Consider the following 20,171-nt stretch of genomic DNA (forward strand, 5'->3'; position numbering starts at 1 on the left):
TGTACATGAAGACATTTCGTCGTTTTAGCGAGTTTTATCCGTATTATTTAACTGAACACCGCCACCCTGTATGTCGTGCTATGCATTACATCGGCAGCAGTTTGGTGATCATAGTATTGTTATACGTTCTGTTAAGCCAGCAATGGCAATGGTTATGGCTGCTGCCGGTAATCGGTTATGGTTTTGCCTGGTTAGGGCATTTGTTATTTGAACATAATAAACCCGCTACCTTTAGCTATCCATTTTACAGTTTGGCTGCAGATTGGGTAATGCTTAAAGACTTTTTAACCGGGCAGCTAAAACATAAGCTGCCGGTTGAGACAAAAGTCCCTAATTAATTCGGTATGCCGGTAAATTAAACGCCGCCAGACGCATACCGTTTAATTGTAATTCTGCCTGATAACGGCTTTCACCATCACCGCTAAAATCAACCTGATAAATGGTGATAAAACGCAACTTGCCGTTTATTTTTTTTAGGCTGTGGCCGTTGCGCCCACAATCAAGCATTTGTAGCTGCTGCTGCTGACATAGCTGGCTAGCAACCACAATAGCGCGTTCGTCTTGCTTGCGTTGTAACCAGAACATATAACAAATGGTGCTGATAACCAGCAGTAGTAATACTGACCCCATGGGTTCCTCCTGAAACTATTGACTGATCATGCTGCTAGTTTGGCTAATTTACAAGGGCTGGCTGCAAGGTTAGCTTGTGGTAAACTGGCAAGCATCAAATGAGGTGGTTATGTCAGACGAAGTTAAAGGGTTGTTGTCCGAGCTGGAAGCTGAACTTAAGCAGCAGGAATTATGGTGTTTGCAACCCGCCAATCCCGTTGCCTTGGCAAGCACTATGCCGTTTTGCTGTGACACCATGCCCTTAGAGCAATGGCTGCAGTTTATTTTTATACCGCGTATTCAGGCATTGCTCGACGGCAACCATGGCTTACCTAATAAAATCAGTATATTGCCGATGGCAGAAGAAGTATTTAAACAGCAGGGAGAGGTTTTAGCACCGCTGTTGGCAATTATTTCACGCATAGATACAACCCTGTCGGATGATGTATGAGTTCAGCTGAGCCTTTTGTATTAAACGCGCCGCTAACTATCTTGTATCAAGACGATTTTATTGTTGCGATAGATAAGCCCAGCGGTATGCTGGTTCACCGCTCGTTTTTAGATAAACATGAAACTGTCTTTGTGATGCAGACACTGCGCGATCAAATTGGCCAACATGTTTTCCCTGTGCATCGTTTAGACCGTCCTACGTCTGGCGTTTTGTTGTTTGCGCTTTCAAGTGATGTCGCACGATTACTGGGTGAGCAGCATGAGCAAAAGTTATGGCGTAAAAACTATCTTGCTGTTGCACGAGGTTTTTTGCCTTATGCGGGAGAGTTGAATTATGCCCTCAAAGAAGAGTTGGACAAAATTGCCGATAAATTCAGCCGTGATGATAAAGCCCCGCAAGAAGCCATTACGCGCTATAAACCATTGCAATACGTTGAGCTACCTATCCCGGTGAGTAAATACCCTGCAGCGCGTTATTCGTTAGTGGCTATGCAGCCTATAACCGGCCGAAAACACCAGCTTCGCAGGCATTTGGCGCACTTGCGTCATCCTATCGTTGGCGATACTAGCCATGGTGATGGTAAGCACAATGCGTTGTTTAAACAGCACTTTGATTGCCGGCGTTTGTTATTAATTGCCAAGCAGTTACAGTTGCCACACCCCGTAAGTGGTGAAACTTTATGCCTAAGTGCAGGTCTTAACGAGCTTGAGCCGCTGTTTGCCCAGTTTGGTTGGCCGGTAGACGAGCACTATTACCAACAACAATTTGAAGAATTTTTTGCGGAGGATAAATGGCAAAAATAGCAGTAATCGTAGGGACGGTATACGGCGCAGCACAGTATGTTGCGGAAGAGGCAAAAGCATTACTCGCTGGCTTGGACCATGAGGTTAATTTGTTTGAAGAAGCTAAACTGGATGAGGTATTAGCGTTTCAAGCCGATATCTGGCTGGTGATTACGTCTACCACTGGGCAGGGCGATATTCCAGATAATGTTTTCCCTTTCTTTCTTGATGTACAAAATCGCTTCCCGCTGTTAACCGGTAAACACTTTGCCGTTATTGCACTTGGCGACAGCAGTTACGATACTTTTTGTGGTGCTGGCGAGCAGTTTCGCCAGCTGTTAACTGAAATACAAGGCACAGAACTTGCGCCCATGTTACGTATTGATGCGGGAGAGACCTTAGAGCCTGAAACAATAGCGCTGCCCTGGCTACAGCAGCTGTTTTCTTCTTAACAATACTTATCCAGTTTGTTATAGGCTTTTGCGCCCGGCGCTGTTAGTGCCGGGTCGTTTTTTTCGGCCAGTTTGTCTACCCACATTGCGGTAGCACCACAAACCGCAATCGGCATAACAAATAAATTAAATAGTGGGATCATGCAGCCAATGTTTACCGTTATGCCAAAAGCAAAGCTATTGCCAGGTTGGCTGCGCAACTGCTGGCGCATAGTATGAAATGGAATTTTATGGTTATCGTATGGGTAGTCGCAGTACTGAATAGCGACTAACCAGCTGGTAAATAAAAACCATAAAATTGGCCCTACCACCGGCAAGAATAAAAAAATCACAAACAAAATTATTGCGCGCGGCAGGGCATAAATAAATTTTTGCCATTCCCGGCCTAGCATGCGGGGTACGTCGTGCATAAAAGCAGCAAAGCTTACATTCGGCAAGGTTTTTCCGGTTAAGTGAGCTTCAACTTTTTCACTGAGCAAACCGTTAAACGGCGCGGCGATAAAGTTTGCTATTATAGTAAAGGTATAGGCTAGGCCTATCACCAACGTCATTACCCCAAGCGGAATAAGCAGGTATTCCAGCCAATGCAACCAGCCAGGCAAGTATTGCTGCACGGCAGCAACCATGGCATTGACCTGCTGCAGCAAAAAATAAAACGCAAATGAAAACAGCAACAAATTAATGCTTAACGGTACCAGCACAAAACGCTTCAAACCTTTGGTATGGATCAAACTTACGCCACGGAAAAAGTAGTACATTACATCACCTGAATAAATATCTGCGACCGCTCTGCTGGCAGTATAAGGGGTGTTGTTAGATATTGGCGTAACGGTTACCTAATTTTTGGTAACAGAATATAACGCAACACACAGGTTGCTGGCTTTTGTATCTGGTTTTTATGCTAGAATACGATAAGTTTTTAGCCGCAGCGCGGTATTATTGGTTTTACTGACAACATAAATTAAGGGTGAGATATGGCGATGTTAGGTTCTGCGCTGGTATTTGGCTTAACGACACTGTTTTTACTGACAGGTTTGTCCTGTTTGTTCTCTGCACTGCTGGTACCCGCTGAGATTGGTCCGGAGAAACGTTTTGAAAAGCGTTTGGAGTACGGCATATTTACATTAGTTGGTTTGGTAGGCTTTGGCGTGCTGATGGTGATTGGTTAATCACGTGCCAGTAATAAAAACGGCAGCTTTCGGCTGCCGTTTTGCATTTATACTTAATGCTATTCTATGCTTCGAAGCAGGGCATTAATGCCTACTTTAGCACGGGTTTGCGCATCGACTCTTTTAACAATAATTGCGGCGTATAAACTGTGGCTTCCGTCTTTGCTTGGTATTGTACCCGGTACAATAACCGCGCCCGCTGGCACGCGGCCATAAGTAATCTCGCCCGTTTCACGATCATAGATACGCGTGCTCTGGCTGATGTATACGCCCATTGAAAGCACAGCGCCTTCTTCAACAATAACGCCTTCGACTACTTCAGAGCGGGCGCCGATAAAGCAATTATCTTCAATAATGGTCGGGTTAGCTTGCAAAGGCTCAAGTACGCCACCAATACCGACACCGCCAGATAAATGCACGTTTTTACCAATCTGAGCACAGCTACCTACTGTTGCCCAGGTATCAACCATAGTGCCTTCGCCAACATAAGCACCGATATTAACGTAGGAGGGCATTAGCACGACGTTTTTTGCGATGTAGCTGCCACGGCGAACAGCTGCCGGAGGCACTACGCGTACGCCGTCTGCCCGGAACTGCGCATCGGTATAATTGGCATATTTCATTGGCACTTTGTCAAAAAAGCGATTCTCAGCGCCGTCCATTACCGCATTGTCATTAATACGAAATGACAATAATACGGCCTTTTTAAGCCACTGGTGTACTACCCACTCGCCGGCAATTTTTTCGGCAACGCGGGCGCTGCCGTTATCCAGCATGCTGATGGCCGATTCAACCGCGTGTTTTACTTCGGCAGAAACGGTGGTAGGTGTGATATCGGCGCGTTGCTCAAATGCCTGTTCAATAATGCTTTTTAACTCTGACATTGTACCTTTTAGCCTTCTGTTTGCTGTGAAAGTTGTTCGATAAGTGCCCGCCTCAGTGCGCTTTGTTGCTCACTGGATAAGGCTTGATCGTCGCTATTTGAAATCATAAAAAAATCTTCTGCCCGTTCGCCGATGGTGGTGATCTTGGCCGCATGAATATTGACATCGCAGCGCTGAAACACTTCGCCAATATTGGCCAATAACCCTGGCGTATCCAATGCCGCAAGCTCAATCATAGTGCGTTTACTGGTGTTGCCCGGTAAAAACACCACCTTGGGTGGCACACTAAACTGACGCATCTGGCGTGACAGCTTAGTCTTTTGCCGCGATAGGTCCGGCTTGCCAGCAATAAACAGTTCCAGTGCGCGTTTAATGCTTTGCTGGCGTGACGGTGAATTTACCGGATCACCGTTTTGCTCCAGTACCACGAAGGTATCCATGGCATAACCGTCTTTGTTGGTCATGATCTTGGCATCAAAAATATTCACTTTCTTGCTGTCTAGTGCAGCCACTAAGCGAGCAAACAATTTGGGTTGATCCTTGGTGTAGATAAATACCTGAGTACCGCCGCGAATGGGTGTTTTGCTAATCAGTACCAGCGGTTCGTCCGGGTTTTTGTGCCGTAGAATATGCTCGCCATGCCAGGCAATTTGTTTGGCGCTATAGCGGGCAAAATAGTCGGCTTTAATCCGGCTCCATAAATGCAATATTTCACTTTCGCTAAAGGTTTGTTTTAATAGCATTGGCATAGCTTCAGCTTGGTTTTCCCGAATTAGATCGCGTAAATCCATCGGTTTTTCCAAGCCGCGGCGAAACGCTTTTTGAGTGGCTAAAAACAGTTCGCGTAGTAATGAACCTTTCCAGTCATTCCATAAATTGTCGTTGGTGGCGCGGATATCGGCCAGGGTTAAACAATACAGGTAGTTAAGTCGGGTTTCGTCACGGACTTTTTCAGCAAACTCTGCAATCACAGCAGGATCATGAATATCGCGCCGTTGTGCAGTAACCGACATTAATAAGTGATGTTCTACCAGCCATGCAATCAGCTTACTGTCAAATTCACCGAGTTTGTGCAACTTGGCAAATTCACGCACGTCCATCGCGCCTAATTCGGAGTGATCGCCGCCACGGCCTTTGGCAATATCATGAAAAATACCGGCTAAATACAATAGCTCGGGTTTTTCCATTTTCTTTACGATATCGCTGCACAACGGAAATTCGCTTTCGTGTTCGCTAAGCGTGTATTTATAAAGATTTTTTAATAAACGGTGTGTATGTTCATCTACAGTGTAAGCATGAAACAAATCAAACTGCATCTGGCCGACAATATTACGCCACTGTGGTAAATAGGCTGCCAATACACCGTAGCGGTGCATCAGGGTAATGGCTTTGTCCATGCCGCGTGGATGGCGGATAATGGCTAAAAATAGCTGGCGGCAGGCTTCGTAGTCTTGTAAATCGCCCATTAAGCGTCGGCGCACCTGACGAATAAGACGCATAGTGGATGAGTGTATGCCGGCAATATTCGAGTTGTTGGCAATATGCCAAAACAATCGCAACAAGTTGTCACGTCTGGCGAAAATAGCGTTGTCACGAGCCACAATTAAGTGCCCCTGCAGCTCAAAGTAATCATCCAGCAGCAGCGTTTTAATTTTTGTTTTGTGGTTCAAAATACTGCCGTCAAAATGCTGTAGTAGCATTTCGTTCAGTTCACTTACCCGTTGCACGGTGCGGAAAAAACGTTTCATCATGCGTTCAACCGATGCTTTGCCATCAGCACCAAAGCCAAGGCGTTCAGCAACGGCAGGTTGGTAATCAAATAAAATGCGGTTTTCGTTGCGGCCTGCTTCAATATGTAGCGCAAAACGCATTTGCCACAGGTAGGCTTCACACTCCATCAGTTCCTGATATTCATCTTCAGTCAGATACTGATAGGCAACCAATTCTCGCATGGTGCGGGTTTGAAAATGTCGTTTCGCTACCCAGCCAATGGTTTGTATATCGCGCAAACCGCCTGGGTTAGCCTTTAAATTGGGTTCAAGGTTATAGGCGGTACCATGATATTGCGCATGACGTTGTTGTTGTTCGTGCCGTTTCGCTTGAAAAAAAGCCTGGCTGGTCCAAAAACCGTCTTTGCTGACGTCGGTTTGTAATTGCTCATACAGCGGTTTATTACCAGTGAGCAGACGCATTTCCAGCAAGTTTGTCGCGATAGTGATATCGTCTTTGCCCAATTTCATTGACTCTTTGAGCGTACGAACACTGTGGCCTACTTCGAGGCGTAAGTCCCACAGTGTGGTGATAAACTGGCCTATAGCGTCCTGCTGTGCAGCAGATAAACGGCCATCTGCCAGAATAAGCAAGTCAATATCTGAACACGGGTGCAGCTCGCCGCGGCCGTAGCCGCCGACGGCAATTAAACATAAATCTTTATTTTTATGCAGCTCAAATTTATGCCACAACTGCACTAACACGTCGTCAATAAAATGGGCGCGGGCTTTAACAAGGGTATTAACCGGATGCTGAGAAAAACTTTTGATTAACCACTCATGAAAATCGGCGAAGTGCTTTTTATAGCCCTCCAGGCTGTAACTATCAGGAAGCGTTTTGCTAAAGGTTACCGCCTGGCTCATGCTAATGCTCCGTTGTGGGGTTATTCTGCGGTTAAAATCCGCTCGATAGTGTCATCGCTGCGCAGGGTTAAAATTTCGCAGCCCGTATCAGTAACTAAAATGGTATGCTCAAACTGAGCTGAAAGGCTGCGGTCTTTGGTTACCACTGTCCAGCCATCGGCTAACAATTTACTGTGGCGACCACCGGCATTAATCATTGGCTCTATGGTTAAACACATACCGGTTTTTAGCATTTCACCGGTACCGGGCCTGCCATAATGCAATACTTGCGGATCTTCGTGAAACACTGCGCCAATACCGTGACCGCAATATTCGCGTACAACAGAGTAGCTATGTGCCTCTGCATGCTGTTGAATAACATGGCCAATATCACCTAAACGCACACCGTTTTTGACTTTTTTCAGCCCCAGATACATGCACTCTTGTGTTACCCGAATAAGTCGTTCGGCCATAATGCTAGGCTTGCCTACAACATACATGCGCGAGGTGTCACCATGATAGCCATCTTTAATTACTGTAACGTCGATATTGATAATATCGCCTTCTTTCAATTTCTTATCTGCCGGAATGCCGTGGCAAATAACCTGATTCACTGAGGTGCAAATCGATTTGGGGAAGCCATGGTAGTTTAGTGGTGCAGGGATGGCTTGTTGCTCGTTAACAATATAATCATGGCAAATGGTGTTTAGCTCATCGGTGGTGACACCGGCTTTAACATAAGGCGTTATCATTTCCAGAACGTCTGCAGCCAGGCGGCCTGCAACGCGCATTTTCTCAATTTCAGCTGGGGTTTTGATGCTTGCTGTCATGCCATCTCTCTCTTAGGTACCGCCAGATTAATGTACTGGCCGTACTGCTGCAAAAATACACATTTGATTGTGTTTGTAAGGTGTCTATGGTATAAAGCGCGCCGCAAATTAGCAAATCGCATTACCTTATATTGCAGAACCTTTTGTTCTTAATTAAAGATAACACGGCGCTGATAGCGAAATTAAACACAAAACACACATGTATCGACACATATACCGGGGTGCTTTGCTTTGCACTGAACAACAGTCAGACCAAGGTCGGCATATGGGATACATGGAGGCTTAACCCCTTATACAGGAAAATAAATCATGGCAAAAGTTTCTATGCGCGACATGCTCCAGGCGGGCGTGCACTTCGGTCACCAAACTCGTTACTGGAACCCAAAAATGAAGCCTTTCATTTTTGGTGCGCGTAACAAAGTACATATCATCAACCTGGAACAAACTGTTCCTATGATGAACGATGCACTGGCATTCATTCAGCAAGTAGCAGCGAAAAAAGGCAAAATCCTGTTCGTTGGTACTAAACGTGCTGCATCTGAAGCAATCAAAGAAGCTGCAAGCAAGGTTGACCAGTTCTACGTAAACCACCGCTGGTTAGGTGGTATGTTGACTAACTGGAAAACAGTTCGTCAGTCAATCAAGCGTTTAAAAGACCTGGAATCGCAAAGCCAGGACGGTACTTTTGACAAGCTGACCAAAAAAGAAGCTTTAGACCGTACCCGTGAAATGGACAAGCTGGAAAAGAGCTTGGGCGGTATCAAAGATATGGGCGGTTTGCCAGACGTACTGTTCGTTATCGATGCTGACCATGAACACATTGCTATCAAAGAAGCAAACAACCTGGGTATTCCAGTTGTTTCAATCGTTGATACCAACTCTGATCCAAAAGGCGTTGACTATGTCGTTCCAGGTAACGATGACGCGATCCGCGCTATCCAGTTATACCTGGGTGCAGTTGGTCAAGCTATCCTGGAAGGTCGTGACAAAAACATCGAAGTACAGGCAGAAGCTGAATCCTTCGTTGTTGAAGCAGAGTAATTTCTCTGTCATTAGCGCAAGCTAAGCTTGCGCTGACGCAGTGCAAAATTGCGACAGGGGCCTAGGCCCCTGTTTGTCTAACCAGAATTATTACGAGGGAAGCTCCCATGGCTGTAACTGCCGCTTTAGTTAAAGAACTTCGCGAGCGCACTGGCGCTGGCATGATGGATTGTAAAAAAGCACTGGAAGAAACTGCCGGTGATATCGAAGCCGCAATTGATGCGATGCGTAAAAGTGGTTTGGCCAAAGCTGCCAAGAAAGCTGGCCGTATTGCTGCAGAAGGTACTATTATCACTCGCGTTGCGGACGGTTTAGGTTTAGCCGTTGAATTCAACTGCGAAACCGATTTCGTTGCCCGTGATGCAAGCTTCCTGGCTTTTGCCAACGCAGTTGCTGACTTAGCACATGCAAACAAGTTATTTACCGCAGAAGCTATCTTAGCCGCTGATTTAAACGGTACTTCAGTTGAAGATACTCGCGCTACACTGGTTGCTAAAATTGGTGAAAACATCAACGTACGTCGCGCTGCGGTAGTTGAAGGTGCGGTTATCGGTCAATACGTTCACTCAGGTCGTATCGGTGTATTAGCCGTGTTAGACGGTGGTAACGAAGACATCGCTAAAGACGTTGCAATGCATATTGCTGCAAACAACCCTGGCTTCTTAACACCAGACGACGTACCGTCTGATGTTGTTGATCGTGAGCGCGAAATCCAAATCGATATCGCTGTTAACTCAGGCAAGCCAAAAGAAATTGCTGAGAAAATGGTTGCAGGCCGTATGAGCAAATTTACTGGTGAAGTAAGCTTAACCGGTCAGCCATTTGTTAAAGACCCATCAGTATCTGTTGGTGATTTCCTGAAGCAAAGCAACGCCAAAGCCGTATCATTCATCCGTTTAGAAGTGGGTGAAGGTATTGAGAAGAAAGAAGAAGACTTCGCTGCAGAAGTTGCTGCTCAAATCGCAGCAGCTAAGAAGTAATTTATTCTTCTGCCTAACGGCAAAACCCGCTAGAATAACCGCGGCTTTCGGTCTTAACGACCGGGCCGCGGTTTTTTTTACCCGCAATATCCCTAATTTACCAGCACTACGAGGATGTCATGAGCACGAATCCAAAACCGACTTACCGCAGGATCTTATTAAAACTCAGTGGCGAAGCACTGATGGGCGATGAGGGCTTTGGTATTGACCCCAAAGTGCTGGACCGTATGGCGCAGGAAATCAAAGAACTGGTTGAACTTGGCGTTCAGGTGGGTATTGTTATTGGCGGTGGCAATATCTTCCGTGGTGAAGGCCTGGCTAAAGCGGGCATGAACCGTGTTGTTGGCGACCACATGGGCATGTTAGCTACAGTGATGAATGGTCTAGCTATGCGTGATGCACTGCACCGCGCTTACGTTAACGCCCGCATGATGAGCGCCATTCCGTTAAATGGTGTGTGTGATAACTACAGCTGGGCTGAAGCGATAAGCTTGTTAAAATCAGGCCGTGTTGTCATTTTCTCTGCCGGTACCGGTAATCCGTTTTTTACCACAGACTCAGCTGCATGTTTACGTGGTATCGAGATTGAAGCTGATGCGGTACTAAAAGCGACTAAAGTTGATGGTGTGTTTTCTGCAGACCCGGTTAAAGACCCCAGCGCTACACTATATAGCCAACTTACCTATAATGAAGTGTTAGATAAAGAACTTAAAGTGATGGATTTAGCGGCATTCACTTTGGCTCGCGATCATAATCTGCAAATTCGGGTGTTTAATATGAACACCGCCGGCGCGTTAAAACGCGTGATTATGGGCGAGCAAGAAGGCACGGTAATCGACCACGCGGAAAATTTACAGTAAACTAGTGCGCTTAGTACAGTTTCATGCAACAGCAGCAACGAATAAACAAGGATAAAGATCGTGATTAACGACATTATTACAGACAGCAAAGTGCGGATGGAAAAGAGCGTTGATGCGCTTAAAGTACAATTAACTAAAGTGCGCACGGGTCGTGCCCATCCAAGCTTATTAGACGGTATTTCCGTATCTTACTACGGCAGTGATACGCCACTGCGTCAGGTAGCTAACGTATCAATTGAAGACGCCCGTACTTTAGCCATTACTGTATTTGATAAGAGCATGGCGGCGGCAGTAGAAAAAGCCATTATGGCCTCTGACTTGGGGTTAAATCCAATGTCTGCTGGCACGGTCATTCGTGTGCCGTTACCTGCACTTACAGAAGAGCGTCGTAAAAGCTTGGTTAAGTTAGTGCGTGGCGAAGCTGAAGGTGGCCGTGTTGCCGTGCGTAATATTCGCCGTGATGCCAATGCTGATTTAAAAACGCTGCAAAAAGACAAAGAAATTAGTGAAGATGATGAGCGCCGCGCAGCCGAAGAAATTCAAAAAATCACCGACATTTTTGTGAAAAAAATTGATGAAGTATTAGCTGATAAAGAAAAGGAACTGATGGAAGTGTAATTTACACTTCTGTTAATGTATCAGCGTCGTGACGCTTGGGCTTTACGGCGCTTTTTTCTATTTGGCAGTTTAGTATTGCAAGCAACAAAGTAAATCAGCACAGACTGATTCTCTAAAGTTAAGGACAGGTCGCACGTTATGACTGCATTGACGCAGCTCAACCCGCAAAGTTTGCCTAAGCATGTGGCAATTATTATGGATGGTAACGGTCGTTGGGCACAGCGGCAGGGTAAACCACGGGTTTGGGGGCATAAAAAAGGCGTAGAAGCCGTGCGTCGCAGCGTCAGTTTTTGTCGCGAGCTTGGCATTGAATCGTTAACGCTGTTTGCGTTTAGTAGTGAAAACTGGCGCCGGCCTGATGAAGAAGTTTCAACGCTCATGCAGCTGTTTCTGCTGGTGTTACAAAGTGAAGTGAAAACATTGCATAAACACAATGTGAGATTGAAAGTGGTTGGCGATTTGTCACCCTTTAGTGATAAATTGCGGTTAAGTATCAATAAAGCCGAACAGCTTACGCTCAATAATACTGCACTTACATTAAACATTGCAGCGAATTATGGTGGCCGTTGGGATATGGCCAATGCAGCAAGAAATCTGGCAATTCAAGTAGAGCAGGGAGCACTTGCCGCCGAACAAATAGATGAGCAATTATTTGCTCAACATGTGCAGATGCATGATCAGGCGGAGGTCGATCTTCTTATCCGAACTGGTGGCGATTTACGCATTAGCAATTTTTTATTGTGGCAAGCCGCATATGCTGAATTTTGGTTTACTGAAACCTTATGGCCTGATTTTGATCAGCAGGTATTTTCAGAAGCGCTAGCTACTTTTGTCAACCGAGAGCGACGCTTTGGTTGTACCGGTGAGCAAATCCGGCAACTGGCGACGCAAGGTAAAGGATAACGAGATTGTTTAAACAACGGGTTATTACAGCATTGATTTTGGCGCCATTAGCATTATTGGCAGTATTTTATTTGCCCCTGGCTGGGTTTGCGTTGTTTATTTCAGGCGCGTTTTTATTAGGGGCATGGGAATGGAGTGGTCTTTGTAGTTTAGCCAACAACGCCATGCGGGCTGTTTATGTTGGCGTAACCGCCGTTATTTTTGGTGTGTTGTATTGGCAATTGCCTGCACAAGTACTTTGGCCACTAGAACACAATGTATTGTTAAGTAGCTTGCTGCTAGCGGGCGTTTGTTGGTGGATTCTGGCAGTGGTGTTAGTGCTCACTTACCCAGGAAGTCAAACTTTTTGGGCGAAAAGTGATTGGGGTAAAGCTTTAATGGGGTGGTTAACGCTAATCCCAGCCTGGGCAGCTATTTTGTTCATCCGTTCAACCGATTATACCTCATCCACTTTTACCGGTGCTTGGTTAATATTCTGTTTACTTGCATTGGTATGGGCGGCCGATATTGGCGGTTATATCGTTGGTAAGCCATTTGGTAAGCGTAAGTTATTGCCACGCGTTAGCCCCGGTAAAACAGTGGAAGGTATGTTAGGTGGTTTGGTACTGGTCGCTGTTGTTGTGACAGTCGTTGCTAAGTTGCAAGGTTGGCCGGCCCAACTTTGGGTTTGGTATGTTTCGGCATTTTTCCTGACCATACTATCGGTGTTTGGTGATCTTACCGAAAGTATGTTTAAACGCGTTGCCGGAAAAAAAGACAGTGGTGCGTTTTTACCCGGACACGGCGGAATTTTAGATCGTATTGATAGTTTAACGGCCACAGCACCCTTGTTTGCGATTATCGTGGCTGTTTTTGGCGGTTTTTACTGATGCGTCAGGTCGTTATTCTTGGCTCTACCGGGTCTATAGGTGTCAGTACTTTGTCGGTACTAGCGGCTCATCCAGACGAATATCAGGTCTTAGCACTGACAGCTGCGACGCAATCCGATAAGCTGTTACAGCAGTGTCTTGCAGTAAAACCACGTTTTGCTGCGATGCTTGATACGGATGCCGCCAATAGATTAGCAACTGAGTTAGCATTGGCAGGGTGCAAAACAGAAGTGTTATCGGGCATAGATGCTCTGTGTCAGTTAGCGGCGCACCCGGATGCCGACATTGTTATGGCTGCAATTGTTGGTGCAGCAGGATTGTTACCGACGCTGGCAGCCGTAGAACAAGGTAAAACGGTTCTATTGGCAAACAAAGAAGCACTGGTGATGAGTGGTGAGCTGTTTATTAGCAAAGTAAAGCAACATGGTGCAACACTTTTGCCAATTGACAGTGAGCACAATGCTATTTTCCAGTGTTTGCCACCAGGCTTACAACAGCATACCCATGACCAGACGCTAAAACATTATGGCATCAGCAAACTGTTGCTAACCGGTAGTGGCGGTCCTTTTCTCAATACACCGCTGAACCAATTTAATGGCATTACTCCAGAGCAAGCCATTGCGCATCCAAATTGGAGTATGGGGCATAAAATTTCAGTCGACAGTGCCACCATGATGAATAAAGGCTTAGAGTTTATTGAGGCACGGTGGTTGTTTAACTGCAAAGCTGACGATATCGAGGTGGTTATTCACCCGCAAAGCATTATTCACTCGATGGTCCAGTACACTGATGGGTCAGTATTGGCTCAGTTAGGCCAACCCGATATGCGCACCCCAATTGCACATGCACTTGCCTTTCCAAAACGTATTGCCAGCCCTGTAGCGCCATTAAATTTTAAACAAATGTGTGATTTCACCTTTTCTGAACCTGAGCCTGAGCGATATCCCAACCTGTATCTTGCAATGGCTGCTTGTGCTTATGGTCAGGGCGCAACGACGGCACTTAATGCGGCGAATGAAATAGCAGTGGCGGCATTTTTGGCTGGGCAAATACGCTTTACCGATATTGCTCGACTGAATTCAATGAGTCTTGAACATTTTGCTGACTTTAGGGTCAGTACACTGGATGATATATTGGCGCTCGATGAAGATGCACGCCAACAAGCGCAATTACTGCTGAGGAAGTTAATTTAATGTCCGGTGCGATTTGGAATTTAATGTCGTTTATTGTCGCACTGGGGATACTGATAACTGTGCACGAATTTGGTCACTTTTGGGTGGCGAGAAAAAATGGCGTGCTAGTAAAACGTTTTTCCATTGGTTTTGGTAAAGCATTATTGCGCTGGCGAGATAAGCAGGGAACCGAGTTTGTTATTGCGGCAATCCCGCTTGGTGGCTATGTTCGCATGCTGGATGAACGAGTAGATCCGGTATTACCGCAGTTTAAAAATTTGGCGTTTAACCATAAAACGGTTTGGCAACGCATGGCTATTATTGCTGCAGGCCCAGCCGCGAATTTTATCTTTGCCATAGTGGTGTTATGGCTAATGTATATGGTTGGCGTACAAACCATGCGGCCAATTATTCAGAATGTTGCGCCACAATCTATTGCGGCTTATGCCGGTATTTCGCCGCAACAACAGATTGTCTCCGTTAATCAGCACCAAGCTACCGATGTTAGTAGTGTGAATCTGTTATTAGTAGAACAAATTGGTGACGATACCATCACATTAGGTTTAAAAGACATCGTTACTGAGCGACGTTACAACGTTGAGTTGGATATCCGTGCCTGGCAGTTTGATCCCGAGAGACAAAGTGTATTCTCTAGCCTGGGCCTTGGCCTGGCAAGGCCACAGGCGCTGACTGAAATTGCCAGCGTTGCCAAAGGCTCTGCTGCGCAAAGGGCCGGTTTACAAGTCAATGATAAAATACTGCGGATTGCAGATGAAGACATCATTGATTGGAATCAGTTTCAGCAGATTGTCGCTAATGCACCGGAAAAAGCGTTAAGCCTTGTCGTTGCACGAGACGGTAATGAATTAACACTAATTGCAACTCCTGAGCTTGTGCAAGCCTCCGATGGTTTTTCTCAAGGTGTACTCGGTGTTACGCCTAAAGTAAGCGAATGGCCACCCGGCGTACTTTACACTCAGCGTTACGGTGCTTTCGCTGCGATTGGCGCGGGTGTGTCGCACACCTGGCAGCTGACACGGTTAAGTTTTGCCATGATTGGCAAGCTGCTGACGGGAGATGTGTCGGTAAAACATTTAAGTGGCCCTATTTCTATTGCTCAGGGAGCAGGTGCCACGGCCAGTATAGGCTTGGTAGCTTTTTTATCGTTTTTAGCACTGATAAGTGTTAACTTAGCCGTCATTAATTTGTTGCCGCTTCCCGTGCTGGATGGCGGACACTTAATGTATATGCTGCTGGAACTAATACGCGGTAAACCTGTCTCTGAAAAGACACAGGAAATAGGTTTCAAGTTTGGTGCGCTTATCCTGCTGGTGTTAATGGGAATTGCGCTGCTCAACGACGTTTCTCGTTTGTAAATAACTAATCATAAGTAGTTCAAATAATGACAATTAACCGATTAGTAGCTGCGATGTTACTTGCCTCGGCCAGTAGCTCGGTGCTTGCTGAAGAATCTTTTACGGTTCAAGATATTCAGGTAGAAGGCCTGCAACGCGTAGCGCTTGGCGCGGCGTTAAATAATTTGCCTTTCAACGTAGGTGATACCGTTACAGAGTATAATCTGTCTCGCAGTATCCGTACTTTATATGGCGCGGGTCATTTCGATGACATCAAAGTATTTCGCGACGGTAATACCGTTATTTATCGCCTGCGTGAACGGCCTACGATTAACGCGATTGAGTTTGATGGCAACAAAGACATCAAAGAAGAGCAGTTAATTGAAAGCTTGTCCGGCAATAAAGTCGAAGTAGGCGAGCCACTAGATAAGACAACACTTAAAAGCATTGAAAACGGCTTGACTGAGTTTTATCACGGTGTGGGTAAGTATCAAGCTGACGTTGAAGTTGAAGTGACTTATTTACCGCGTAATCGGGTTAATCTGAAAGTTAAGTTTGAAGAAGGTGATGCAGCCTCCGTTCGGCAGATAAACATTGTAGGTAATACCCTGTTTTCTGATGAAGAGCTGCTGAAAAATATTGAGTCTCAACAAGACTTACCTTGGTGGCGATTTATGTCATCAGATCGGTATCAAAAGCAAACGCTTAACGGCGATATAGAAAAGATAACGAGTTATTATCTTGATCGCGGTTATCTGCGGTTTAGAATCGATTCTGAACAGGTTTCAGTAAGTCCGGACAAAGAATCTGTATATGTCACGTTAAACGTGACTGAAGGCGAAAAGTACACCATCAAAGGTGTGAAATTTGTTGGTGATCTTATCGGTCAAGACGAATTTATTACTCAGGTTTTGCCGTTAAAAGATGGTCAGCTTTATAATGGTGCACTGGTAACTTACACCGAAGAGAGCATTGCTAAGTTGCTGGCTCGGTTTGGCTACGCTAACTCAAAGGTACGTACCATACCGCAAGTAAACGATGATACTAAAGAAGTTGAGTTGACAATAAGCGTTGACCCTGGCAAACGTGTCTATGTGCGCCGTATCAATATGATGGGCAATAGCACGACCAAGGATGAAGTATTACGCCGGGAACTGCGCCAGATGGAAGGTGCATGGTTATCAAATGATTCGCTGGAGTTATCTAAACAGCGTATTCAGCGTCTGCCTTATATTGAGTCAGTTGAGTTTGAAACAGCACCTGTTGCAGGTGAAGATGATTTAATTGATATTGGCTTTACAGTCAAAGAGCAACCTTCAGGCAGTTTTAATGCCGGTATTTCTTATGGCGACTATATGGGATTGTCCTTCCAGATTGGTGTGCAACAAGAAAATTTCCTTGGTAGCGGTAACAGTGCAGGCATAAACTTAAACACCAATAAATATCAAAAAACGTTAAGCTTTTCTTATACTGATCCTTACTTTACATTAGACGGTGTGAGTTTAGGCGGCCAGATATTTTACAGCGATTTAGATTACGGTTCGTCTAATCTTGAAGCTTACGACTATACCCGTTATGGTTTTGGCGCCAGTATTGGTTATCCAATAAACGAATATAACCGGTTAAATTTTGGTGCTAATTACGTTGTAAACAAGATTAACTCTATAAGTGATTACGATCAGTTGCGCCACTTCAGAGCGGTCTTGCTTGACGCGGAAAACCCTGACGGCGGCTACAATTTTACCAACTACGAATTGTCTGCAGGCTGGGTGCGTAGCACATTGAACCGTGGTTTGTTTCCAACTGCAGGTCACTATCTGGGCGCAAACATCAAAGTTACAGCGCCAAGCTCTGACTTAAAATACTTCAAAACCTCGTTTGAAGGGCGAAACTATATTCCGTTAAGTACTGATCATAGTTGGTCGTTTTTATCGAAACTTGAAGTGGGGTACGGTAATGGCTATGGCAGTAAAAATGGTTACGATTACACGCTACCGTTTACCGAAAACTACTATGGCGGTGGCCAGAATATTCGTGGCTTTGAAAGCCGGATCATCGGACCGCATGCTGTTATCTTAGGCGCAACCTCAGTACCAGGATTGCCAGGCGATGGTGGCAGTTTTCCTAGTACACCGGAAAATGATATTTATGATGTATCACAACGCTCAACAGGCGGCAACGCTATGGCTATTGCTACGTTAGAGTTGATAACGCCTACGCCATTTTTAAGTGACGACTATCGCAATTCCGTGCGTACCAGTTTTTTTGTTGATGTAGGTAATATCTGGGATACTGAGTTTGATATTAATAGATATGATGGATTAACACAGGTTTCCAGTAGCCAACGTAGACCAAAACTGGCAGATTACGCCGATGCTGGTTTGATTCGCGCCACTGCTGGTGTATCGTTACAATGGATTTCGCCAATGGGTCCTTTAACCTTCAGCTTGGCGAAAATTATTAAAAAGCAAGAAGGTGATTTGCAAGAGAACTTTAGTTTTAATATAGGTACAACTTTCTAGATTAGAAAAATAGGGAACAAAAGATGTTAAAGACACATGCAGTAAAATCGGCGATTATTTTAGTAGCAGGTTTATTAATGGCAGGTACTGTTGCTGCCAAAGAAATGAAAATTGCTTATGTTGATGTGCAGGCCGTAGCCGCTAAGATTCCTCAAGCTGTTGCCATGCAGGAAACGATTAAAAAAGAATTTTCTGATCGCATTGAAGCGGTAAATAAGTTGGAAAAAGATATTGGCTTTAACATTGAAAAGCTGCGTCGTGATGGCCCAACGATGAGTGAACAGCAACAAGAGGAACTGAAAGTTGCTGTTACTAACCAACGCAAGCAGTATGAAGAGTTAGCGCGCCCGCTGGATGAAGAAATTCGTACACGCCAGGCAGAAGAGCGCAACAAAGTGCTGGCGTTGATTAAAACGGCTATTGATGTCGTTGCTGAGCGTGAAAAAATCGATATGGTATTAAACTCTGGTGCAGCAGTCTATGCCAAACCTGAATTTGATATCTCTGAAGCGGTTATGACTCAGGTTAGCAAAGCGAAATAATGCTACAGTTTATCCTTTCTGAACTCGCTGAGCGTTTAGATGCTCAGCTGATAGGCGATGCTGCTTGCAGCATCGTTTCAATTGCCACCCTTGAAAATGCTGGTCCTGGCCAGATAAGTTTTTTATCCAATGCTAAGTATCGAAAGTTTCTCACTGCAACAGCAGCGTCAGCCGTACTGATTACTCAAGATGATATTGCTTTTGTAGCTCCGGCAGTCAATGCATTGGTGGTAAAAGATCCTTATGTCGCTTTTGCTAAGGTGGCACAATTACTAGATAGCACGCCAAAGATAGCAAGCGGTATTCATGCTACAGCTGTAATTGACCCTAGCGTAACTTTAGGTGAAAGGGTGGCGATTGGTGCAAATGCCGTTATCTCAGCAGGCGTGGTACTTGGCGCTGATGTACAGATTGGCGCAGGCTGCGTCATAGGTGAGCGCGTGCACCTTGATGCTGGTTGTAAACTTTGGCCGAATGTTACTATTTTACACGGTGTTAGTATTGGCCAGCGTTGCATCATACACAGTGGCGCTGTTATTGGCTCAGATGGTTTTGGTTTTGCAAATGAACGCGGTAACTGGCTTAAAATACCACAAACAGGTACGGTTAGAGTCGGAAATGACTCAGATATAGGTGCTAACACAACGATAGATCGCGGCGCGATTGATGACACCATCATTGGCAACAATGTGATTATTGATAATCTATGTCAAATAGCCCATAACGTACGAATTGGTGACCACACAGCAATAGCCGGTGCTTCAATAGTCGCGGGTAGCACCAAGATTGGCCGTTATTGCATAATTGGTGGTGGCGCTTGTATTAATGGCCATATCGACATTTGTGATGGCGCTCAGATAACTGGTATGGCCATGGTAATGAAATCAATTACTGAAAAAGGAGTATACTCGTCAGGTATTCCTGCCACCAGTAATCTGGATTGGCGCAAAAATACGGCTAAATTACGCCAAATAGATCAACTATATCAACGAGTAAAGCAGCTTGAAAGCCAGCTCGCAAATATGCTTAATGCACAAGATACTGACCACTAGACAGAGGAATAGCTTTGGCTAACCAACTTAACAGCCTTCAAGTTCAGGAAATCATGGCCTTGTTGCCACACAGATATCCATTTTTGTTAATTGACCGCGTATTAGATTTCACGCCGGGTGAAAGCCTGACCGCAGTAAAAAATGTCAGCATTAACGAGCCCATTTTTACCGGCCATTTTCCAGGGATGCCAATTTTCCCAGGCGTATTAATTCTTGAAGCAATGGCTCAAGCCACAGGTATTCTTGGTTTTAAAACCGTTACAGAGCGCTCAGAAAACGAATTGTATCTTTTCGCGGCTATTGATGAAGCGCGTTTTAAAAAGCCAGTAGTACCTGGCGATCAAATGATAATAGATGTGAAGTTTTTAAAAGAGCGCCGCAACATATGGAAGTTCTACGGTGAAGCGAAAGTTGATGGACAGGTTGTCTGCTCAGCTGAGTTGATGTGTGCCAGAAGAGAGTTATAAC

22 protein-coding genes are annotated in these 20,171 nt (G+C 45.3%); 17 read left to right on the plus strand and 5 right to left on the minus strand.

The window, feature by feature from the left end:
- Positions 1–5: 5 nt before the first annotated feature.
- Positions 6–338 carry an Mpo1-like protein gene (locus H595_RS0102795; RefSeq protein WP_027669821.1) on the plus strand — a complete coding sequence of 111 codons (333 nt, stop codon included), beginning with the start codon at positions 6–8 and terminating at the stop codon, positions 336–338.
- Here H595_RS0102795 and H595_RS0102800 read toward each other — a convergent pair.
- Positions 331–630 (minus strand): DUF3301 domain-containing protein, encoded by a 300-nt coding sequence (locus H595_RS0102800; RefSeq protein WP_027669822.1) that lies wholly within the window; start codon positions 628–630, stop codon positions 331–333. The genes H595_RS0102795 and H595_RS0102800 overlap by 8 nt on opposite strands.
- A gap of 109 nt (positions 631–739) precedes the next feature.
- Here H595_RS0102800 and H595_RS0102805 point away from each other — a divergent pair, with 109 nt between their 5' ends.
- From H595_RS0102805 to H595_RS0102815, 3 genes are read left to right on the plus strand one after another with little or no spacing between them, the layout of a single operon-like run.
- A complete protein-coding gene (locus H595_RS0102805; protein ID WP_027669823.1) occupies positions 740–1,060 on the plus strand; it encodes a YqcC family protein in 321 nt (106 codons plus the stop codon).
- Positions 1,057–1,863 carry a tRNA pseudouridine(65) synthase TruC gene (gene truC / locus H595_RS0102810; RefSeq protein WP_051219711.1) on the plus strand — a complete coding sequence of 269 codons (807 nt, stop codon included), beginning with the start codon at positions 1,057–1,059 and terminating at the stop codon, positions 1,861–1,863. Before H595_RS0102805 ends, truC begins: the two co-directional genes overlap by 4 nt.
- On the plus strand, positions 1,851–2,294 hold the full coding sequence (locus H595_RS0102815) for a flavodoxin (protein WP_027669825.1): 444 nt from the start codon (positions 1,851–1,853) through the stop codon (positions 2,292–2,294). Before truC ends, H595_RS0102815 begins: the two co-directional genes overlap by 13 nt.
- On the opposite strand, the gene cysZ is transcribed toward H595_RS0102815, so the two are convergent.
- Positions 2,291–3,052 carry a sulfate transporter CysZ gene (gene cysZ, locus H595_RS0102820; protein ID WP_027669826.1) on the minus strand — a complete coding sequence of 254 codons (762 nt, stop codon included), beginning with the start codon at positions 3,050–3,052 and terminating at the stop codon, positions 2,291–2,293. The two genes, H595_RS0102815 and cysZ, sit on opposite strands and share 4 nt — an antisense overlap.
- Before the next feature lie 216 nt (positions 3,053–3,268).
- Between cysZ and H595_RS0102825 the strand changes: the two genes are divergently transcribed.
- A complete protein-coding gene (locus H595_RS0102825) occupies positions 3,269–3,463 on the plus strand; it encodes a hypothetical protein (RefSeq protein ID WP_027669827.1) in 195 nt (64 codons plus the stop codon).
- A 59-nt stretch (positions 3,464–3,522) separates the two neighbouring features.
- Here H595_RS0102825 and dapD read toward each other — a convergent pair whose 3' ends face one another.
- From dapD to map, 3 genes are read right to left on the minus strand one after another with little or no spacing between them, the layout of a single operon-like run.
- On the minus strand, positions 3,523–4,347 hold the full coding sequence (gene dapD, locus H595_RS0102830; RefSeq protein WP_027669828.1) for a 2,3,4,5-tetrahydropyridine-2,6-dicarboxylate N-succinyltransferase: 825 nt from the start codon (positions 4,345–4,347) through the stop codon (positions 3,523–3,525).
- An 8-nt stretch (positions 4,348–4,355) separates the two neighbouring features.
- The gene (gene glnD / locus H595_RS0102835) at positions 4,356–6,980 is read right to left on the minus strand and encodes a bifunctional uridylyltransferase/uridylyl-removing protein GlnD (RefSeq protein WP_027669829.1); all 2,625 of its coding nucleotides are present in this window, start codon (positions 6,978–6,980) and stop codon (positions 4,356–4,358) included.
- Positions 6,981–7,000: 20 nt separating this feature from the next.
- Positions 7,001–7,789: a type I methionyl aminopeptidase gene (gene map / locus H595_RS0102840; RefSeq protein WP_027669830.1), complete on the minus strand. Its 789-nt coding sequence runs from the start codon at positions 7,787–7,789 to the stop codon at positions 7,001–7,003.
- Between the two features lie 309 nt (positions 7,790–8,098).
- Here map and rpsB point away from each other — a divergent pair, with 309 nt between their 5' ends.
- The 12 genes from rpsB to fabZ all read left to right on the plus strand — a co-directional run bounded on the left by rpsB (position 8,099) and on the right by fabZ (position 20,170).
- Positions 8,099–8,830: a 30S ribosomal protein S2 gene (rpsB, locus tag H595_RS0102845; protein ID WP_027669831.1), complete on the plus strand. Its 732-nt coding sequence runs from the start codon at positions 8,099–8,101 to the stop codon at positions 8,828–8,830.
- Positions 8,831–8,937: 107 nt separating this feature from the next.
- Complete coding sequence (tsf, locus tag H595_RS0102850; protein ID WP_027669832.1) at positions 8,938–9,810, plus strand: translation elongation factor Ts; 873 nt, start codon at positions 8,938–8,940, stop codon at positions 9,808–9,810.
- Between the two features lie 119 nt (positions 9,811–9,929).
- Positions 9,930–10,670, plus strand: coding sequence for a UMP kinase (gene pyrH, locus H595_RS0102855; protein ID WP_027669833.1), 741 nt, complete (start codon positions 9,930–9,932; stop codon positions 10,668–10,670).
- A gap of 60 nt (positions 10,671–10,730) precedes the next feature.
- Entirely contained in the window at positions 10,731–11,288 is a 558-nt protein-coding gene (gene frr, locus H595_RS0102860) for a ribosome recycling factor (RefSeq protein WP_027669834.1), read from the plus strand.
- Positions 11,289–11,426: 138 nt separating this feature from the next.
- Positions 11,427–12,191, plus strand: a complete 765-nt coding sequence (uppS, locus tag H595_RS0102865) for a polyprenyl diphosphate synthase (protein WP_027669835.1) — start codon at positions 11,427–11,429, stop codon at positions 12,189–12,191.
- Between the two features lie 5 nt (positions 12,192–12,196).
- On the plus strand, positions 12,197–13,060 hold the full coding sequence (locus tag H595_RS0102870; protein ID WP_027669836.1) for a phosphatidate cytidylyltransferase: 864 nt from the start codon (positions 12,197–12,199) through the stop codon (positions 13,058–13,060).
- On the plus strand, positions 13,060–14,253 hold the full coding sequence (gene ispC / locus H595_RS0102875) for a 1-deoxy-D-xylulose-5-phosphate reductoisomerase (protein ID WP_027669837.1): 1,194 nt from the start codon (positions 13,060–13,062) through the stop codon (positions 14,251–14,253). Before H595_RS0102870 ends, ispC begins: the two co-directional genes overlap by 1 nt.
- Positions 14,253–15,608: a sigma E protease regulator RseP gene (gene rseP, locus H595_RS0102880; protein ID WP_027669838.1), complete on the plus strand. Its 1,356-nt coding sequence runs from the start codon at positions 14,253–14,255 to the stop codon at positions 15,606–15,608. Before ispC ends, rseP begins: the two co-directional genes overlap by 1 nt.
- Positions 15,609–15,634: 26 nt before the next feature.
- Complete coding sequence (bamA, locus tag H595_RS0102885) at positions 15,635–18,109, plus strand: outer membrane protein assembly factor BamA (RefSeq protein WP_027669839.1); 2,475 nt, start codon at positions 15,635–15,637, stop codon at positions 18,107–18,109.
- Positions 18,110–18,132: 23 nt separating this feature from the next.
- Entirely contained in the window at positions 18,133–18,651 is a 519-nt protein-coding gene (locus tag H595_RS0102890) for an OmpH/Skp family outer membrane protein (RefSeq protein ID WP_027669840.1), read from the plus strand.
- The gene (lpxD, locus tag H595_RS0102895; protein WP_027669841.1) at positions 18,651–19,703 is read left to right on the plus strand and encodes a UDP-3-O-(3-hydroxymyristoyl)glucosamine N-acyltransferase; all 1,053 of its coding nucleotides are present in this window, start codon (positions 18,651–18,653) and stop codon (positions 19,701–19,703) included. The genes H595_RS0102890 and lpxD overlap by 1 nt, the downstream gene beginning before the upstream one ends.
- A gap of 14 nt (positions 19,704–19,717) precedes the next feature.
- Positions 19,718–20,170, plus strand: coding sequence for a 3-hydroxyacyl-ACP dehydratase FabZ (gene fabZ / locus H595_RS0102900; RefSeq protein WP_027669842.1), 453 nt, complete (start codon positions 19,718–19,720; stop codon positions 20,168–20,170).
- Position 20,171: the final 1 nt, after the last annotated feature.

The sequence above is a fragment of the Rheinheimera baltica DSM 14885 genome, from assembly GCF_000425345.1.
GTDB classification, from domain to species: domain Bacteria; phylum Pseudomonadota; class Gammaproteobacteria; order Enterobacterales; family Alteromonadaceae; genus Alishewanella; species Alishewanella baltica.

Excerpts from the sequence above, each read along its gene's own strand:
- H595_RS0102795 (WP_027669821.1), top strand. The coding sequence starts at position 6 with ATGAAGACATTTCGTCGTTTTAGCGAGTTTTATCCGTATTATTTAACT.
- H595_RS0102800 (WP_027669822.1), bottom strand. The coding sequence starts at position 630 with ATGGGGTCAGTATTACTACTGCTGGTTATCAGCACCATTTGTTATATG.
- H595_RS0102805 (WP_027669823.1), top strand. The coding sequence starts at position 740 with ATGTCAGACGAAGTTAAAGGGTTGTTGTCCGAGCTGGAAGCTGAACTT.
- truC (WP_051219711.1), top strand. The coding sequence starts at position 1,057 with ATGAGTTCAGCTGAGCCTTTTGTATTAAACGCGCCGCTAACTATCTTG.
- H595_RS0102815 (WP_027669825.1), top strand. The coding sequence starts at position 1,851 with ATGGCAAAAATAGCAGTAATCGTAGGGACGGTATACGGCGCAGCACAG.
- cysZ (WP_027669826.1), bottom strand. The coding sequence starts at position 3,052 with ATGTACTACTTTTTCCGTGGCGTAAGTTTGATCCATACCAAAGGTTTG.
- H595_RS0102825 (WP_027669827.1), top strand. The coding sequence starts at position 3,269 with ATGGCGATGTTAGGTTCTGCGCTGGTATTTGGCTTAACGACACTGTTT.
- dapD (WP_027669828.1), bottom strand. The coding sequence starts at position 4,347 with ATGTCAGAGTTAAAAAGCATTATTGAACAGGCATTTGAGCAACGCGCC.
- glnD (WP_027669829.1), bottom strand. The coding sequence starts at position 6,980 with ATGAGCCAGGCGGTAACCTTTAGCAAAACGCTTCCTGATAGTTACAGC.
- map (WP_027669830.1), bottom strand. The coding sequence starts at position 7,789 with ATGACAGCAAGCATCAAAACCCCAGCTGAAATTGAGAAAATGCGCGTT.
- rpsB (WP_027669831.1), top strand. The coding sequence starts at position 8,099 with ATGGCAAAAGTTTCTATGCGCGACATGCTCCAGGCGGGCGTGCACTTC.
- tsf (WP_027669832.1), top strand. The coding sequence starts at position 8,938 with ATGGCTGTAACTGCCGCTTTAGTTAAAGAACTTCGCGAGCGCACTGGC.
- pyrH (WP_027669833.1), top strand. The coding sequence starts at position 9,930 with ATGAGCACGAATCCAAAACCGACTTACCGCAGGATCTTATTAAAACTC.
- uppS (WP_027669835.1), top strand. The coding sequence starts at position 11,427 with ATGACTGCATTGACGCAGCTCAACCCGCAAAGTTTGCCTAAGCATGTG.
- ispC (WP_027669837.1), top strand. The coding sequence starts at position 13,060 with ATGCGTCAGGTCGTTATTCTTGGCTCTACCGGGTCTATAGGTGTCAGT.
- rseP (WP_027669838.1), top strand. The coding sequence starts at position 14,253 with ATGTCCGGTGCGATTTGGAATTTAATGTCGTTTATTGTCGCACTGGGG.
- bamA (WP_027669839.1), top strand. The coding sequence starts at position 15,635 with ATGACAATTAACCGATTAGTAGCTGCGATGTTACTTGCCTCGGCCAGT.
- H595_RS0102890 (WP_027669840.1), top strand. The coding sequence starts at position 18,133 with ATGTTAAAGACACATGCAGTAAAATCGGCGATTATTTTAGTAGCAGGT.
- lpxD (WP_027669841.1), top strand. The coding sequence starts at position 18,651 with ATGCTACAGTTTATCCTTTCTGAACTCGCTGAGCGTTTAGATGCTCAG.